The organism is Brasilonema bromeliae SPC951 (genome assembly GCF_012912135.1).
Classification (GTDB): domain Bacteria; phylum Cyanobacteriota; class Cyanobacteriia; order Cyanobacteriales; family Nostocaceae; genus Brasilonema; species Brasilonema bromeliae.
In genome coordinates this window covers 1-17,328 of record NZ_QMEB01000131.1, presented here as the reverse complement: position 1 = coordinate 17,328, position 17,328 = coordinate 1, and the positions used below count along the sequence as shown (strand labels likewise).

Genomic DNA, 17,328 nt, shown 5'->3' with positions numbered 1-17,328 from the left:
GCGTCGGCTTTGTTTGGCGTCCGCTCTTCCGGCACTTATTCAATATAGCGAACCCACTCTTGGTTGTCAACTCTTTTGGAAAAGTTTTTTGAGTTTTTTTTGATTGAGTTGTGAAAACCAGATATAGTAAGCACTCTAGGCTATAGTAGTTCTGGAAGTCGAGAAGGGAATAATGAAGCTGTGAGTCATTTTGGTGTTTTGCCGCCCGGGCTTGTTTTAGATACGCTGTTGCGCAATTGGTTGTTGGAGGATATCGGTCGGGGCGATCGCACAACGCAAACCCTAATAAGTGAAGAAGTAGGACAAGCAAAGTGGATAGCGAAAGCGCCTGGGGTTATAGCAGGTTTACCAGTTGCGGCAAGGGTATTTCAGCTTTTAGATGAAAAAGTCAACTTTGTACCTGTTGTGGCTGAGGGTAGTTCTTGTCAGCGTTTAGAAGTGGTAGCTGAAATGGATGGTCCACTGGATGCACTACTAACGGGAGAAAGGGTTGCTCTTAATATAGTTATGCGCCTAAGTGGCATCGCCACGCTGACTAGGAAATATGTAGAGCAAATTGCTGACTTACCCGCAAAATTAGTAGATACGCGCAAAACCACACCAGGGCTGAGACTATTGGAAAAGTACGCAACGACCGTGGGAGGAGCGGTAAATCACCGAATGGGACTGGATGATGCAGTCATGATTAAAGACAATCATATTGCAGCTGCTGGGGGAATTGGCAAAGCAATTTCCCGCATTCGCCAATATATTCCTTATCCCTTAACGATTGAAGTAGAAACGGAAAGTTTAGACGAGGTGGAGGAAGCTTTGCAGCATAACGCTGACATTATTATGTTGGACAATATGCCTGTTGACATGATGCATGAGGCGGTGCAGATGATTCGACAGCATGATAGTCGCATTAAAATCGAAGCCTCTGGCAATATTACTTTAGAAACTATCCGTGCAGTTGCCGAGACAAGAGTAAACTATATTTCTAGTAGTGCGCCAATTACTCAATCCTCTTGGTTGGATTTAAGTATGAGGATTCGACTTTAACAATATTGAAGTATTCTGAAGTTGATTCACACTGCTTGTCAGCGATAAACCATGCTCAGAGAAATCGACAACAATATTTGGATCGCAGAACAACCGTTGAAGTATTGGGGACTTGAGGTTGGTACGCGGATGACAGTTATTCGCCTTACAACTGGCGAATTAATAGTTATTTCCCCAATTCAGTCTGACAAAACTACTATTCATCAACTCAATGAAATTGGTAACGTTGCTTATATTATTGCACCAAATCTCTATCACCATCTTTTTGTATATGACTTGAAGTCCATTTACCGAGAAGCGCAGCTTTGGGGTGTACCAGGTTTAGTTTCTAAAAGACCCGAACTCTCTTTTGATAGAGTGATAACTAATAAAGAAGGTAGCATTAAGGAACAAGTTGATTATTTATTGTTTGACGGCTTTAAACTTCTTGATTTAAGTGGTCCATCAATAGTTAATGAGTTTGTGTTCTTCCATCAAAAAAGCCGGACTTTGATCTTGACCGACATAGCCTTTCATTTTGATGAAACCTTTTCTTTCAAAACGCGGTTAGCAGCCCAGTTCCTGGGGTCATACAAGGTACTGAGTCCATCACGCTTAGACAAATTAGCTACAAGCGATAAGGAAAAGGTGAAAGATTCAGTTGAGAAGATACTTCGTTGGGACTTCAATAGAGTCATCATGGCTCACGGTAGCATTATTGAAACGAATGGAAAGCAAAAATTCAAACAAGGTTATGAATGGGTTTTTGAGAACACCTCTTTGAGCAAAAAAAGTTAATATGTCAATTGTTGCAGAGGCGTGATATCTTATGTATTCCGATATCTTGGCAGTTGATGGTTGATAAAGGGGTAGATAAAATAACGTTGCTTATACAAAAAAACAATAAACATGAAAGCTACACAAGAACAACTAAAAGTTAAATTGCAAGAGGCTTTGGGCGCAGCTTTTGGCATAGACTATGCTGGAGTAGATCCAATTTTAGTTTCTGCTAGCAATCCTAGATTTGGTGATTATCAAGCCAATGCTGCTTTAGCGCTAGCAAAGCAATTGGGACAGCAACCAAGGGCGATCGCACAACAAATAGTTGATAAACTTGATGTATCTGATATTTGCAAGCCACCAGAAATTGCTGGTCCTGGCTTTATCAATTTGAAGCTAAAAACAGAATATCTGGAAGCACAACTCAAGGCAATCCAAACAGATCCAAGGTTAGGAGTCGCACCAACTAAAAATCCCAAGCGAGTCATTGTAGATTACCCCAGTCCAAACATCGCCAAAGAAATGCACGTAGGACATTTGCGTCCAGCAGTAATTGGAGATTGCCTGTCTCGAATTGTAGAATTTGTCGGTCATGAAGTCGAGCGCATTAGCCATGTAGGAGACTGGGGAACTCCATTTGGAATGCTTATCGCTTATTTGGAAGAAGCGTACCCAGAAGCTTTAACCACTACTGAAACTTTAAATTTAGGTGATTTGTCTTCGTTTTACCGTCAGGCAAAGACACGATTTGATGCAGATGCAAATTTCCAAGAAGCAGCTCGTCAGGCTGTGGTAAAACTACAAGCAGGAGATGAAAAAACTTTACTCGCATGGAAGATAGTCTGTCAACTCTCCAGTCGAGCGTACCAAGTTATTTACGACTTGCTGGAGATTGCTCCTTTTGTTGAACGAGGTGAATCGTTTTATAATTCTTTACTCCCTGAAGTCGTAGAGGAATTAGATAAAAAAGGTCTACTAGTGGAAAATCAGGGTGCAAAGTGCGTCTTCCTGGAAGGCTTTACTAACAGGGAAGGTGAACCTTTACCCTTGATTGTGCAAAAATCAGATGGAGGATATAACTACGCAGCTACAGATTTAGCGGCAATTCGCTACCGAGTGCAAGTAGATAAAGTGCAACGGGTAATTTACCCAGTTGGTACAGAACAAACAAATCACTTCGCTCAGATTTTTCAGGTGGGAACAAAGGCAGGCTGGATTACAGACGATGTAGAATTTGAGCATGCACCCTTTGGTCTGGTGCTGGGGGAAGATGGTCAAAAATTGAAAACTCGTTCTGGGGAAGCTGTGCGATTGCGGGATTTGTTGGATGGTGCGATCGCCCACGCCCGTGGAGACATAGAAAAGAGAATAAAAGAAGAAGGGCGGGAAGAAACAGAAGAGTTTATTCATAATGTTGCGCAGATAGTTGGTATTAGTTCAGTTAAATACGCCGACTTAAGCCAAAACCGCACCAGCAACTACATCTTTAGCTATGACAAGATGCTAGCGCTCAAAGGCAACACTGCACCGTATATGCTCTATGCTTATGTTAGGACTCAGGGCATTAGTCGTGAAGGTAATATTGACTTTGAAAAGCTGGGAACAGATGCTCCAATTGTCCTGCGGGAAGAAACAGAATTAACTCTGGCAAAGCACTTGTTACAGCTTGACGAAGTGATAAGTGAAGTCGAGAAAGATTTACTACCAAACCGCTTGTGCGAGTATTTGTATCAATTGAGTGATAAATTTAACAAGTTCTACGAAAATTGCCCTGTTCTCAAAGCTGAAGAACCTGTGCGGACATCGCGCCTAGTACTGTGTGATTTGACGGCTAGAACTCTAAAGCTGGGACTCTCGTTGCTGGGAATTAGGGTTCTCGAAAGGATGTAGGTGTTTTTTTGTATCCTTGTGGTTTTTTTTTAAAAACTACAAAGATACTTTAACTGATACTTTCAACCTGGACATTTTAGACAAGCTAAAAAACCAGGTATACCATTGTTGATTTTTCAACTTTGGTGGTATCCCACAAAGGTTTAAGAAAACTTAAACCGCTTATTTGAACTGTTTGATAATGCCGGAACCAATGGTTACACAAGCTCAAAACAGTTCATTTAACACATTTTAGCACGAATAGAAGCGACATTTTGTCGGGCAATGTCAGAAATGTTTTAGAATTTTGCGTCCTATCTTAAACTCTCCTGGTTTTTTAAAACCAGGATTCCAAACTGTTGTTTCTTCATGGGCTAAACTAAAGCAGCATTGCAAAACATGGTTTTGCTCTTTCGGGCTAAAACTGTTTGAACCAGTCCTAGCTGCCTCGACCTACTTCTAGGGTGTACAGTTACTTTTGTGAGAATTCATCTTTGACTGATGGAAAAAGTGATGACATTACCTAATTACATTAATGGTCAGTGGTGTACATCTAGTGCTACAGAATACTTGAATGTTATCAACCCAGCAACAGCAGAGATACTGATTAAAGTACCTTTATCACCTGCTTCTGAGGTAAACCAAGCTGCCCAAGCAGCAGCAGAGGCTTTCGTGAGTTGGCGACGCACTCCACCCACGGAACGAGTACAGTATTTATTTAAACTGAAGAATCTGCTAGAAGAGAATTTAGAGGATTTGGCTCGTACAATTACGTTGGAATGCGGTAAAACTTTGGCAGAGTCCCAAGGCGAGATGCAGCGTGCGATTGAAAATGTAGAAGTTGCCTGTGGTATCCCCATGATGATGCAGGGTACGAACCTAGAAGATATTGCCAGAGGTATCGATGAAATGATGATTCGGCAACCTTTAGGAGTTGCTGCAGTCATTGCCCCATTTAACTTTCCGGGGATGATTCCCTTTTGGTTCATGCCTTATGCCCTAGCTTGTGGTAACACCTACATTGTCAAGCCGTCGGAGAAGGTACCGCTAACAATGCAAAAAATATTCCAGTTGTTAGAAAAAACAGGATTGCCTAAAGGTGTCGTCAACTTGGTAAACGGTGCCAAAGAAGCTGTAGATGCAATTTTGGATCATCCGAAAATTCGAGCAATAAGCTTCGTTGGTTCTACACCTGTCGCTAAATATATATATAGTAGGGCGGCAGCAAATGGTAAACGTGTCCAATGCCAAGGCGGGGCAAAAAATCCCCTGATTGTTTTACCAGATGCAGATTTAGAGATGACAACACGCATTGCTGCTGACAGTGCTTTTGGTTGTGCAGGACAACGTTGTCTTGCTGCTTCAATAGCAGTAACTGTGGGACAAATGCGTGATACCTTTACAGAAGCAATAGCCGAGACTGCTAAAAAGCGAGTTGTCGGTAATGGTTTAGAATCAGGCGTAGAAATGGGACCAGTGATTACAACCCAAAGTAAGACACGAATTGAGGATTTGATTCAAAAGGGGGCAGATCAGGGGGCGAGGGTGTTAGTGGATGGACGAGAACCGAATATATCTGGTTATGAAAATGGTAATTTTATACGCCCGACTATTTTGCAAAACGTTGACCCCGCAGGTGAAATTGCCAGCACAGAGATTTTTGGTCCAGTACTGAGTTTGATACATTTAGAGAGTATTGAGGAGGCGATCGCCCTCATCAACAGCGGTCAATATGGCAACATGGCTTGTCTTTTCACCACCAGTGGCGCAGCTGCCCGGAAGTTCCGCTATGAAGCTGAAGCTGGTAATATTGGCATCAACATAGGAGTTGCCGCACCAATGGCTTTTTTCCCGTTCAGTGGTTGGAAAGAAAGCTTTTTTGGTGATTTGCACGGTCAAAGCAATCATGCTATAGAATTTTTCACCCAAACCAAAGTCGTCGTGGAACGTTGGCCTAAAGATTGGTCGCGTCAATTTTGAAGATTGCGCCAGTAAGCGGAACCATCCCGCTTTCTGTCAATTAACCCGCTTTCAAATAACTCTCGTCTCAACATCGCGGGATCGCCAAAGGTGTGGTGCCCATTAAGCAGTGCATTCACCTCTTTTTCTGTATAAATGGTACCAACCTCAAATTTTGACGCTAAATACTCCAACACCAACTTTTGAAACTTTCCCTTATTGCGTTTAGAGGGCCACTCTTTCACACGTCCCTGTTCATCTAAATAGTTTTTCAATTCTTCTGTGTAATTCATAGGTCATTTTCGTGCTGTGTTACAAAGAAAGAAACATTAAGACCAATCACGATTTCGTATCAATGTTTTGGAAAATCGACTCTACCCACTGCTAAAGTGGGCACTTAAGTAAGAGTCATTTCGTCACCATCAGTTATACTAGACAAACCTTAATTAACAGCAGTAAGCACCGGACAAGTCAACTGCTGCAGATGTTCGTTGGGAATTTAGCAGCAGTCAAGTCTGTTGCAATTAGCTTAAGTACTCAGTTTTTTGTCAGTGGTATTTCTGCCAAAAAGATGACAATGTCGCAGGTAGTGAAGGAGTAGAACGTGAAAACAGCGGTTATTGCAAAAACATTGCTTGCATCACTCAGTTTATTAGCTTTATTTGCCCCACAAAGTGCTCATGCTCAAATAGTACCGCAACCTTGGGTATCAGTTGGTAGCCAAGATGGTGATGTTACCTATTCTGTAGGCGCAAGGGCTTTGAATTTGGGAGCAGAGTTAGGATTTGGTCCTGACGGTTCTACAGGTGTAGATATATTAAAATTTATCAGTTTGCCTGTGATTTCACCTTATGTAGGACTGGGATACTATTCAGCAGATAAAGGTGTTGCTTTTTCTGGCGGCGTTCAGGTAAGCGCTACCGATAAAGTTTTCGTTGGTGTTGGTTACAACTCTGTTCGAGGAATTAACGGTCAACTGGGAATAAGATTTTAATTTTTATCTCTATACGTCTTTTTCTAAGGTACGTGAAATATAGGGTTCCACGTACCTTACCTCAACATTTTCCCAATCAGCAAGATAAATGATTAATCTCCTTTTTTAAAGCTAATTGATGTTTTTTCTATTTTTTACCTGATTGAACTCTCAAATGAACTACTAAAATGCAAAAAACACAATTTATGAGAGATGAAGCCAAAAGCATTATCTGACAACTCATTTAAAATTGTTATATAATAGTTGAGTGAACAGAAAAGCGATTGTAATGGTTGTCATATCAATTGTTATAATTATCAGCTATTTATAATTATTTTTTTATTACTAAATATCTGTATAACTTATTTTTTGATGATTTCTGGCATATTATTTCTTTTTGAATAAAGAATCAAACGCCAGTTAGTAGTAGGATAGGCTATATCTATCTTTCGGTGTAGATAGCAGGAATTAACACAAAATATGGCTATCATCAAACATTAAACAGTATTAACTGTATTGACCTGGCAGATATCTTTTTATGGATATAGGAGTAAGATTACTGTTTCAAATAGTATTAGAGTTGACACCTGTCATTGCAGCTTTAATACAAAAAAGAAATGAAGAACGTCCGACACTCGCAAAATACCTAGCTTCCCAAGAGATTAAAGAATTTCTTCAATCTGTTAGCAGTGCGAGTCACAGTATCAGTCATTCGGGAAAACTGGAGCAAGAAAAAATTCAGCAACAGCAATTAGCATTTGATTTTCAAAAAACACAACTAAAGATAGCAACACAACAGCAAGAAACAGCCCTCAAATTACCAGAAGTACAGAAAATTTTTGAAAATTGGCCTTTACGATTATTGCCTTCACAAATTTTAGAGTCTCACACCAAGACTCAACGCACTCCACTCAAAATTTTTCTTGCTCCTCCTAAAATAAAGTTTGATAAATTTGATAATCGAGGAGAAGATATTTCAGATATCGAGTTCATGTTAGCTGAAGGTTTACGAGAATTTATTAATCAGCATTATTCTCTACACAATCCAATTAGACCAACAGAGTTTTTAGCAGGTGCATGGGATAGTAAGCGTTTTCATAGTGAATCCAGTATTAAGGCTCTGTTTGGAATGTTGAAAACAGAGCCTATTTTAATTCTAGAGTCAGAATGTGATGAAAATTATTTAAATTTTCGTATTGGTTATTGGGGAATTGGACAAGATAATTATTTTTATAAAACGATTTCTCGCTTACCATATAAGGAAATTGTTTATGAGTCGGCAAGAAGTCGTGCTCTTGAGTGGAAAACCATTAGAGATGAACTCATAGCATTAGGAGAAAATCTAGAAGAAATTAATAATCTTGGCGGAGACAATGTAATTAATTTAGCAATTTTGGAAAAAGCAGAAAAATGGAAAGCAAAGGGCATTGACATTAGTAAGCTATCCTTACAATACGAAGTCAATCGCCAGGATATTGAAAAACTTTGCCAGGTTTTGATTACATGTCACATACTCTGTGCAGGTTGGGTAGCAGATGCATATCATTTGATTCACAATGATGTTCCTCCACGACTACCTGAATTACTACCAAGTTTTATGACAAATCTTGATACAAAATCACTACAAGCCATCGCCACAGGATATAAACAACTCTACCAAACTCTGGAGGTGAAGCAGCATCACTGGATTCCTAATTTAGCATTGGAATTGGCGCGGACTTTATTACATTTATCAAATGACATATGGGCAAAGGAACAGGTAGATTACTCAGTTAACACATGGTTGCAACTACGCCAAGTTTCACAACAGCAAGGTAGCCATCCTTTACAGGCAATGCAATCAGCTGTGAAGATAGAAGATGAGGAATACATTGAAAAGTTGAAAGAATATTTTACAGCAGTTGGCGATAGTCATAGTATGACTTATGCTGAGGAACTGTTGAATGCTATTGCTAACCATAAAGATCAACGCCAACAAGAATCAGCTTATCTCAGTCACACCTTCACTGGACACTCTGATAAAATCACATCTGTAGCTATCTGCGCAGATGGAAACACTTTAGTCAGTGGGTGTGCAGATAAAACGATTAAGATTTGGAATCTTAGCACAGGAAAAGTTATTCGCACTTTAACTGGAAACATCGGAGAAATTTCATCTGTGGCTATTAGCCCAGATGGAAATTTCCTCGTTGTTGGTAGCTGCGAACACCCCAGAAATAATGTTAAAGTCTGGCATCTTGCGACTGGTAAATTATTGCATACTCTTTTAGGGCATCAAAAACCTGTTAACTGTGTAGTGATTAGCCCAGATGGACAAATTCTTGCCAGCGCTAGTAACAAAATTAAGATTTGGAATTTGCATACAGGCGATACTCCAGCAGGGAGTCCCCCAAGGGGCGAACGCATTTCCACTCTTTGGCATTCATCCGCAGTTTATGCTGCTGCGATTAGTCCAGATGGTACAATCCTAGCCAGTGGTAGTAATGATCATAAAATTAGACTATGGAATCCAATTACAGGAGAACCATTACGCACTCTTAGTGGGCATTCAGGTGAGGTGAAAGCAATAGCTATTTCTCCTAATGGTGAATTCTTAATCAGTGGTAGCGCAGACAAAACAATTAAAATTTGGCATCTGGACACAAGTCATGTAGTCTATACGCTCAGTGGACATTCAGATGAAGTTAAATCTGTTGTTGTCAGTCCTGATGGACAAACTCTTTTTAGCGCTAGTGCTGATAAAACTATCAAGATTTGGAGTTTTGAGACTGGAGAATTGCTACAAACTCTCACTGGACACTCAGCAGCAGTAAATTCTGTTGCAATTAGCCCAGACGATCGCTTTATTGTAAGTGGTAGTTCTGATAAAACAATCAAAATTTGGCAGAGAACCGATTAGGTATCGAACGTAGCGTAGTGGGGGAGATGATAAGACAATACGGTTGCTGTTAAGAAATTTATCCATTGAGGTAGTTCTTAAGCAGGAGAGGCGCTTGGGTTGCAAGGAGAGAAAAAAGCCTTATCACCAAGCGTATGGCTTTATACCCCTAACTAAAGTTTTAAAGTGTACCCTTACTTGTTTCTTCTTCCTTTTATGTAAATTTTCCCGCCTACCTACTTATCAAACCTTTTTCATTTGACCAAAGCAAGTTTGATATGTTGGATTTGCACAATTGTAGATGCAGGAATATGACTATATCAATCGTTCAGCATTGCCATTCTATCGCTTATACTCGTATTACTATTAGCGCTTGGTGCAATTCCCCTGCAAACCTGTTTTTCTGTGATAACTGAATTCGATCAAGACCAATAGCTAATTCTTTAGGTATTGGTTTTGATAAAATTCAGTTTTTTCCTTCATACTCGTCCACCCCTATATCAATTCCTAATAACCAATGGCAAAAAGGCAATTAGCCATCAGCAATTGATGTACTGCTGCAATTCCCAAGGTGTCACTGTGGAGTTGTAAGCATCCCATTCTTGATACTTGAACTCCAGCAAAGTCTTTGCTCCTAATTCTCCCAGAGTAGTCATCAACAAAGCATCCTGTTCTAAACATTGGAGTGCTTCAAATAAGCTAGTTGGCAGTTTCTGGAGGTTGGGGAACTCTGAACCCCGCACAAACATATTTTCATCCAAGCGCTTTCCAGGGCTAAGATGCTTCGCCATTCCTTCTAACCCTGCTGCCAAAATTCCTGCCTGAGCTAAGTAAAGATTAGCAGATCCATCCACAAGACGACATTCAAACCTTCCCGCCTCCGGAATGCGAATCATGTGCGTGCGGTTGTTACCGCCGTAAGATATGTAGCGAGGACTCCAGGTACTTCCAGAATTGGTATTGCTGGCTCCCAATCGCTTGTATGATGTGACTGTTGGATTGCACAGTGCTGACAATCCACGGGCATGGGCGAGAACGCCAGCAAGAAATTCGTAGGCGATCGCACTCAATCCCATCTCATCCGTTTTATCCAAAAAGGCGTTCCCACTTCCCCAAAGGCTCATATGTATGTGTCCACCATTTCCAGTTAAATGCGAGAATGGCTTGGGCATGAAAGTCGCTGTCAAACCTCGTTGTTCGGCTAGAGTTTTCACCATGTACTTAAAGAATACATGCCGATCAGCAGTTGTCAGTGCATCGCTGTAAGTCCAGTTGAGTTCAAATTGACCGTTACCATCTTCGTGATCACACTGGTAAGGTTCCCAGCCTAACTCCTCCATGTAACTCACAATGGTGGAAATCAAATCAAACTGCCGCATTAAGTTCAACTGATCATAGCAAGGTCGGGCGGCTGTATCCATTGCATCAGCAATTTCATAACCTTGGTCATTTTTCTTAAGTAGGAAAAACTCAGCTTCTACCCCAGTTTTATAGCTATAACCCAGGCTTTCGCACTGCTGGAGTATTTTTTTGAAAATGACACGTGGAGACGCGCTAAACAATTCACCATCTAAATAAACATCACTAGCTACCCAAGCAACATTTCTTTGCCAAGGTAGAACAATCAGAGAATTTGGGTCAGGAATAGCAGCAATATCGTGAGAGTCTGGTCCTAACCCTAAATGACAAGCAAAAGGAGCAAAGAAAGCACCATCAGATTCAACTGTAGCAATCTTAGCAGCAGGAATGAGCTTGGCACGAGTTCCCCCCAAAACGTCCGTAAATGATACCAGGAAGAAATCTAGCTTTAAGTCGTGAGCTAACTCAACAAGAGATTTCGTTTTATTTTCCGGCAAACTTCCAACCATCGCAATTTCTCCCAGTTCGTATGTCCTGTGTGTTCTCTATGATTCGTTTCACAACGAAATCTTACAACTCAAATACGTTGCAATATCAAACCTTTTTCATATCACCAAAGCGGGTATGAACAGCTTCGAGATCGTTTTCCATTTGCTCAATAATTTCTGGACGGCGCAAGCGCAGCATAATAAACCAACCACCACCAACTACCAGATACAGTAGGAACAAGTAGGGGAAAATGTTGTATGGAGCAGCAGGAACGGGAAAAAGACTGTTTTCACCAGGAATACCAACGCTACCAATCGCGGGAATCACCATGAATACGACTGCTAGTACAGAATATAAAATATCGACCGCACGTAATTGGTGTTCACGCCAAAGATAAACAGGAGAAGCGATTGCAACCAGGATATAAGCAAATAAGAAGCCGTAGGTAGCGATCGTACCAAAGTAAGCGTAATTATCTAGAACTTTAACACCTAACAGTGTTGTAGAAGCAGCTAAGAGAAACGCCACTAGCGCCACTAACGTTACAGCAACGTGAGGAGTTTGATTTTTTCCGTGTGCACGCCCAAGGGAAGCATGAAAAATGTTGTGACGCGCCATTGAAAACAAAATGCGTCCACCAGCGTTAATGGTAGCAAGGGCGCAGGCGAACAAACTCACCATTGCTCCCAAGGAAATCACTAATCCAAAAAAGCCGACACCTGCAAGATTAGCAAGGTCATTGAGAGGTGCTTCACTTTTGTTCAAAGGAGTTGTATGGTTTTGAAATCCCAAGACTTCGATATAAGAGAGAACAATAAAGAATAATCCACAAATCACCGTGCTCATAATTACCGCACGCGGAATATTTCGTAGTGGTTTTTGCGCTTCATCTCCTAAAGTTGTTGCACTTTCAAAACCTACATAGCTAAACACAGCCAGAACTAAACCTGAAACAATCGAACCGGGCTGAGTTCCTTGAAGTGTCAGTTGTGCGGTATCAATCGCAAAGCCATGCTTACCCAGAACAATCAGCCCTAAAAGCAGAATCACCCCGATTGAAATTCCCTCAAGCGCCAGCATGACAATTGTAGATAGCTGAATGTCTTTGTAAGCTATGTACCAAGAAATCCCTGCACAGTATGAGTTATAGTAATATTTACAGACTTTTACTATTGACATAATTATATTTATATGATATAGCATAGGCGTTACTGAATCAGAGTATGAATTGTCATCCTGTAGACGCTTGGTGCGGTGAGCCAGTCCAGTGTCACATTTAGTCCAGAAAAATTAGTCCAGAAAAAAGGGGACAAGCGCAAGGAATGCTACATATGTAAGTAGCACGCTACAAAGAACAATATGACAAAATCAAACCAAGCGTTCATATCAGGGTTTTTTCTGAGTATAACGATGGTCATAGGTTCAATTTAAAGCTAAATTAACATATGTCAATCACTTACGCGCTTGAAAATGATTGTATCAGACAAGACAAAACCTGCTTTTGATAGCGTCACCCAATTTGTTGAAAATCTAACAGACCAAGGTGTTGAGTACATCCGCTTCGAGCTACCGGATTTACACGGAGTCTCTCGCTCAAAAGTTGTGCCAATTGACAAAGTAGAAAGGTTTACTCGTAAAGGTCTTAACTTTTATGGTGGTTGTCTTGCTTTAGATACTGCTTCAATGGTTGTACCCGGTTCTGGCTATCACGCAGAGCGGAAATACCGTGACTTACTATTAATCCCAGACCTTGATACTTTAACACCAGTACCTTGGATTGAAAAAACAGCTAAGGTCATTTGTGACCCCGTATGGAGTGCAAAAGAACCTGTGGAGGTTGCACCGCGTTATATACTCAAGCAGTTACTAGCAGAAGCGGCGCAGCTTGGGTTCGATGTCATGATGGGGCATGAGTTTGAGTTCTATCTTCTCAATCCAGAAACAAAGGAACCGCTTTTTGATGGGTTACACATTTTCAATCATATCCGCAACCAATACGTTCCGGAAATTAGTCAGTTACTGGAATATCTGCGTGCTTCTGGCATAGATGTGATCACCCATAACTGCGAGTACGGTCCCTCCCAATTCGAGATTAACTATGGACCAAGTACAGGGATTCGTGGTGCTGACAAGGCTTTTACCTTCAAGAATGCAGTCAAGGAGATTGTTCATCAACTCGGTTATCACGCTACCTTCATGTCTAAACCCTTTATTGATAAATCGGGTTGCTGTTGTCATTTTCATATCAGCCTCATTGACCGCAACACTGGAGACAATGCCTTTGTTGACAAGGACGACAAGTATGGTTTATCTACTACTGCTCAAGCGTTCATTCAAGGGATTTTAGATCATGCAGCGGCGATGATGCCATTAGTGAGTCCTACGCCTAATTGTTATCGTCGCCTTAAACCTCACACCTTTGCTCCCTCCAATATCAGTTGGGGTATTGAAGATCGTTCAGCAATGGTGCGAGTGAAGGTAACCGATGATGAATCAACCCATATAGAAATGCGAGCAGCTTCTGGTCTTAGCAATCCTTACCTAAGTGCAGCAGCTACTCTAGCGGCGGGTTTGCTGGGTATTAAACAACAGCGCAAACTACAGCCCTCAGTAGAAGGTCCCAGCGAGGACAACCCAAATCTGCCGAAGTTACCTCAAACCCTTGAGGAAGCTTTATCTGGACTGGCTGTAGATGTGGATATGCAAAATATGCTCTCTCAAGAGTTTGTCCACCTCTTTACTACGGTGAAGCGTTTTGAGGTGGCTCGTTTTCACGAACACCTTACAGAGTGGGAACGCCATGAATATTTGGATGTCTACTAGAGTCAACCGCCTTTGGAGAATTCAAAATCGCGTAGCGCCGCGAGCGGAGCGTGGCGGTCTCATTCAAAGTTCAAAATCAAAATTCAACGTATGGCACTTCGTGCCACGCTGCGCTATCAAAATGAGAAAATTACGTTAACATTTGACGAATCAGCGTTCTTATCTTATCTGCGGAATCTTGTTGCAATGCGGATGCGGCGATCGCCTCTGCTTCTACCATTGTGAGTTGGGCGATCGCCTGCTTAAATCCTGGAATACCTTGTGCATTCAAACTCACCTCATCCAATCCTAACCCTAGTAAAATCGGCGCTGCTAGAGGATCTGCTGCTAGTTCTCCACATAACCCTACCCAAATCCCTGCTTTATGTGCAGCTTGGACAGTTTGCTGAATCATCCGCAACACAGCCGGATGCATCGCATCAACTAAAGTTGCAACCTGCGGATGCGTACGATCTGCTGCCATGACATACTGGGTAAGGTCATTCGTTCCTATACTAAAAAAGTCCACTTCAGCTGCTAACTCTTCAGCAAGAACAACTGCCGAGGGTATCTCCACCATTATCCCCACTTCCATCTTTTGATCAAAAGGGACACCTGCTTGACGTAGTTCAGCTTGTACTTCCGCTAATATTGCCTTTGCAGCTTGTATTTCTTGCACAGTCGTAATCATCGGAAACATGATTTTAATTTGATGTCCGAGACTGGGTTTTAAAATTGCCCGCAACTGGGTTTTCAAAATATCAGGATTATCCAGACAAAAACGAATTCCGCGCCAACCCAAAAAAGGATTACTTTCTTGTGGGAAATTCAGGTAAGGAATTGGCTTGTCGCCTCCTACATCAAGTGTGCGAATAATCAACGGACGATTATGAAGAAGTTGTGCAATTCTTTGATAAACTGCCAATTGTTCTTCTTCTGAAGGCGGTGTTGTTCTGTCTAAATAAAGGAACTCAGTGCGGAACAGTCCCACTCCTTCTGCACCCAAGCTCAAAGCTTCTTCAGTATCAGAGATACCGCCAATATTAGCGTATACTTTGATTTGCCTCGTCTTGTCACGAGTCACTGCTGGACTTGTCGCCGTTGCTATTGCTTGCTGATGAGCAATCTGCTGTGCATTCCGCTTTGTCTCAAGTGCAGTCTGGATATCTGGTTCTGGTTCTGTCCAAACTCTGCCACTCTCTCCATCGAGTGCAACTATAGTATGATTTGCTACTTGCAGTATCTCTGGTGGTAAACCAAAAATCGCAGGAATACCTAATCTCCTTGCTATTATGGCACTATGTGAAAGAGCACTGCCAGATGTGGTACAAATTCCCAAGACTCTTGTTGGATCTAGCCTAGCAGTGTCAGAAGGGGTGATATCAGTTGTAATTAAGATACCTGGTTCGGATAAATTCAGATGGGTAGGGCTGTCGTCTGAAATGATAATATGGGATTCAAATCTACTTAGCACTCGTAACACTCGCTGTCCAACGTCTACGACATCAGCAACTCGCTCTCGTAAATAAGAATCCTCAATAGTACGATAATTGTTTGCCAACTCATTGATAACTGCTTGCCAAGCTGCTTCAGCATTCAAGTGTTGCTCAAAAATGCGTTGGTGAACTGACTCAAGTATTACAGGATCTTCTAGAAAAAGCAGATGAGCATCAAAGATCGCGGCTTCTGCGTCTCCTATTTGAATAGATGCTTGTGAGAGTAAAGCTTGAATTTCCTCGTGAGCGATTTGAAGAGCTACTTGTAAACGTTGCCACTCTTGCTCTATATTTTCTACGTGATATTGCTGGATATTAAGCAAAGTGGGATGATAAAGAAAAGCGGGTGCGATCGCCACTCCATTAGAAGCAGGAATACCTTGGAGAAAGTGATGGGAAGACGAAAAAATAGGGTGGTCTGCTGGGGTGGTAGGAAGAGGAGGTAGAGTGGCATCTTCTTCGCCAAAGTTATTTTCCACTAATCCTTGCAATGCTGCCAACGCCTCATCTGCATCAGAACCAGTAGCAGTAATAACCAATTCGTGTTTTTGACGTACGCCTAAGGTAGCTACTTGGTTGATACTGTCAGCACGTACTGCTTCAGTACCTTTAGTAATATTCTGTACTTTGATTTGGGATTGAAAACCGGCTGCTGTTGCGACAAATTTAGCTGCAGGACGAGCGTGTAATCCCAACGGGTTACGGACTGTAAGACGTATTTCTTTTGTCACTTGTTCTTCAATGACAAATGACAACGTATCTACGTCCGTGGTTTCCCCAAGGATATGGCTTACGTTTACACCCAATTGAGTGGCTTTAGCAACTAATGCTCCCCTTGCTTGGGCCATCACCTGTTGAATGTTGCGACCAGAAGCTGCAGCAACAGCAGCTGCAATTGCACCTTCAACAAGTGGCGCTTCACACAAATGGACTTTTTCGCGTTGTTCTTCTGAGAGAAACTCAAGTGCCATTTCTGCGCTCATCAAAGCGCTGCCTAAATCCATTAAGACGATCACACCTTGATCATTGTAAATGGAGGCGATCGCCTCATAAACTTGCATGGCATCTGTACCTAGAGGGTTTTCTGGATCGTCAATTCCTGCTGCAACAGCGAGGGGGACTTTGCCCTGAACCATTTGCGCTGCGAGTTCCCGAACTCCTTCTGCAAGCTGGCGACTGTGAGAAACTATGACAATTCCAACCACTGCCACATCATCAATTCCCTTGATAAGCATGTACTTACCAACTTACTTTATGCTGAGCGTGGCTTGGAAGCGTAGAATGCGTAACGAAGTGTAACGCACCTTATTTCATCCCATAGCCATGACGAAATAGATTTTATGTACTTGGTCTTACCGGTGTTTCTGAAGGTTGACTAGTTGTTGATGCTGGCACAGGAGACGGGCTTGCTGGTTGTGGTACTGTTGTCGGTTGTGTTGGCACAGAAGACGGACTTGCTGGTTGTGGTACTGTTGTCGGTTGTGTTAACACTGGCACAGGAGACGGGCTTGCGGGTTGTGGTACTGTTGTCGGTTGTGTTAACACTGGCACAGAAGGCTGAGTGACTGGTGGTACTGTTGAGGTCGGCTGTGTTAACACTGGCACAGAAGGCTGAGTGACTGGTGGTACTGTAATTGTCGGTTGTGTGACTGGCACAGAAGGCTGAGTGACTGGTGGTACTGTAATTGTCGGTTGTGTGACTG

Annotated in this window: 11 protein-coding genes and 1 pseudogene; 7 read left to right on the top strand and 5 right to left on the bottom strand. The window is 42.0% G+C overall.

All coding sequences use genetic code 11. The features are described from left to right. Nucleotides 1–180 precede the first annotated feature (180 nt). The 4 genes from nadC (at nucleotide 181) to DP116_RS16800 (ending at nucleotide 5,649) form a co-directional block, all read left to right on the top strand. Entirely contained in the window at nucleotides 181–1,041 is an 861-nt protein-coding gene (gene nadC, locus DP116_RS16815) for a carboxylating nicotinate-nucleotide diphosphorylase (protein ID WP_169156272.1), read from the top strand. 51 nt (nucleotides 1,042–1,092) lie between these two features. After that, complete coding sequence (locus DP116_RS16810; protein ID WP_169156271.1) at nucleotides 1,093–1,818, top strand: DUF4336 domain-containing protein; 726 nt, start codon at nucleotides 1,093–1,095, stop codon at nucleotides 1,816–1,818. Between the two features lie 111 nt (nucleotides 1,819–1,929). Further along, nucleotides 1,930–3,690: an arginine--tRNA ligase gene (gene argS, locus DP116_RS16805; RefSeq protein ID WP_169156270.1), complete on the top strand. Its 1,761-nt coding sequence runs from the start codon at nucleotides 1,930–1,932 to the stop codon at nucleotides 3,688–3,690. A 480-nt stretch (nucleotides 3,691–4,170) separates the two neighbouring features. After that, nucleotides 4,171–5,649: a CoA-acylating methylmalonate-semialdehyde dehydrogenase gene (locus DP116_RS16800; RefSeq protein WP_169156269.1), complete on the top strand. Its 1,479-nt coding sequence runs from the start codon at nucleotides 4,171–4,173 to the stop codon at nucleotides 5,647–5,649. Here the strand turns inward: DP116_RS16800 and DP116_RS16795 are convergent. Beyond that, a complete protein-coding gene (locus DP116_RS16795) occupies nucleotides 5,640–5,921 on the bottom strand; it encodes a DUF2087 domain-containing protein (protein ID WP_169156268.1) in 282 nt (93 codons plus the stop codon). The genes DP116_RS16800 and DP116_RS16795 overlap by 10 nt on opposite strands. 311 nt (nucleotides 5,922–6,232) lie before the next feature. Between DP116_RS16795 and DP116_RS16790 the strand changes: the two genes are divergently transcribed. After that, nucleotides 6,233–6,622: a hypothetical protein gene (locus DP116_RS16790; RefSeq protein ID WP_169156267.1), complete on the top strand. Its 390-nt coding sequence runs from the start codon at nucleotides 6,233–6,235 to the stop codon at nucleotides 6,620–6,622. A 517-nt stretch (nucleotides 6,623–7,139) separates the two neighbouring features. Next, on the top strand, nucleotides 7,140–9,500 hold the full coding sequence (locus tag DP116_RS16785) for a WD40 repeat domain-containing protein (RefSeq protein ID WP_169156266.1): 2,361 nt from the start codon (nucleotides 7,140–7,142) through the stop codon (nucleotides 9,498–9,500). Nucleotides 9,501–10,018: 518 nt separating this feature from the next. Here the strand turns inward: DP116_RS16785 and glnT are convergent. Continuing rightward, nucleotides 10,019–11,347, bottom strand: coding sequence for a type III glutamate--ammonia ligase (gene glnT, locus DP116_RS16780; RefSeq protein WP_169156265.1), 1,329 nt, complete (start codon nucleotides 11,345–11,347; stop codon nucleotides 10,019–10,021). Nucleotides 11,348–11,432: 85 nt separating this feature from the next. Beyond that, the gene (locus tag DP116_RS16775) at nucleotides 11,433–12,506 is read right to left on the bottom strand and encodes an APC family permease (RefSeq protein WP_211173320.1); all 1,074 of its coding nucleotides are present in this window, start codon (nucleotides 12,504–12,506) and stop codon (nucleotides 11,433–11,435) included. Nucleotides 12,507–12,797: 291 nt separating this feature from the next. Between DP116_RS16775 and DP116_RS16770 the strand changes: the two genes are divergently transcribed. Further along, nucleotides 12,798–14,150 (top strand): glutamine synthetase family protein, encoded by a 1,353-nt coding sequence (locus DP116_RS16770; RefSeq protein WP_169156263.1) that lies wholly within the window; start codon nucleotides 12,798–12,800, stop codon nucleotides 14,148–14,150. Between the two features lie 130 nt (nucleotides 14,151–14,280). On the opposite strand, the gene ptsP is transcribed toward DP116_RS16770, so the two are convergent. Both ptsP and DP116_RS16760 read right to left on the bottom strand, forming a co-directional pair. After that, nucleotides 14,281–16,830 (bottom strand): phosphoenolpyruvate--protein phosphotransferase, encoded by a 2,550-nt coding sequence (gene ptsP / locus DP116_RS16765; protein ID WP_169156273.1) that lies wholly within the window; start codon nucleotides 16,828–16,830, stop codon nucleotides 14,281–14,283. A gap of 133 nt (nucleotides 16,831–16,963) precedes the next feature. Further along, nucleotides 16,964–17,328, bottom strand: a pseudogene (locus DP116_RS16760) (hypothetical protein); the annotation flags it as partial.

What these genes read in the sequence shown, in the direction of transcription:
- DP116_RS16810 (WP_169156271.1), top strand. Translation starts at nt 1,093, where the DNA reads ATGCTCAGAGAAATCGACAACAATATTTGGATCGCAGAACAACCGTTG.
- argS (WP_169156270.1), top strand. Translation starts at nt 1,930, where the DNA reads ATGAAAGCTACACAAGAACAACTAAAAGTTAAATTGCAAGAGGCTTTG.
- DP116_RS16800 (WP_169156269.1), top strand. Translation starts at nt 4,171, where the DNA reads ATGGAAAAAGTGATGACATTACCTAATTACATTAATGGTCAGTGGTGT.
- DP116_RS16795 (WP_169156268.1), bottom strand. Translation starts at nt 5,921, where the DNA reads ATGAATTACACAGAAGAATTGAAAAACTATTTAGATGAACAGGGACGT.
- DP116_RS16785 (WP_169156266.1), top strand. Translation starts at nt 7,140, where the DNA reads ATGGATATAGGAGTAAGATTACTGTTTCAAATAGTATTAGAGTTGACA.
- glnT (WP_169156265.1), bottom strand. Translation starts at nt 11,347, where the DNA reads ATGGTTGGAAGTTTGCCGGAAAATAAAACGAAATCTCTTGTTGAGTTA.
- DP116_RS16775 (WP_211173320.1), bottom strand. Translation starts at nt 12,506, where the DNA reads ATGTCAATAGTAAAAGTCTGTAAATATTACTATAACTCATACTGTGCA.
- DP116_RS16770 (WP_169156263.1), top strand. Translation starts at nt 12,798, where the DNA reads ATGATTGTATCAGACAAGACAAAACCTGCTTTTGATAGCGTCACCCAA.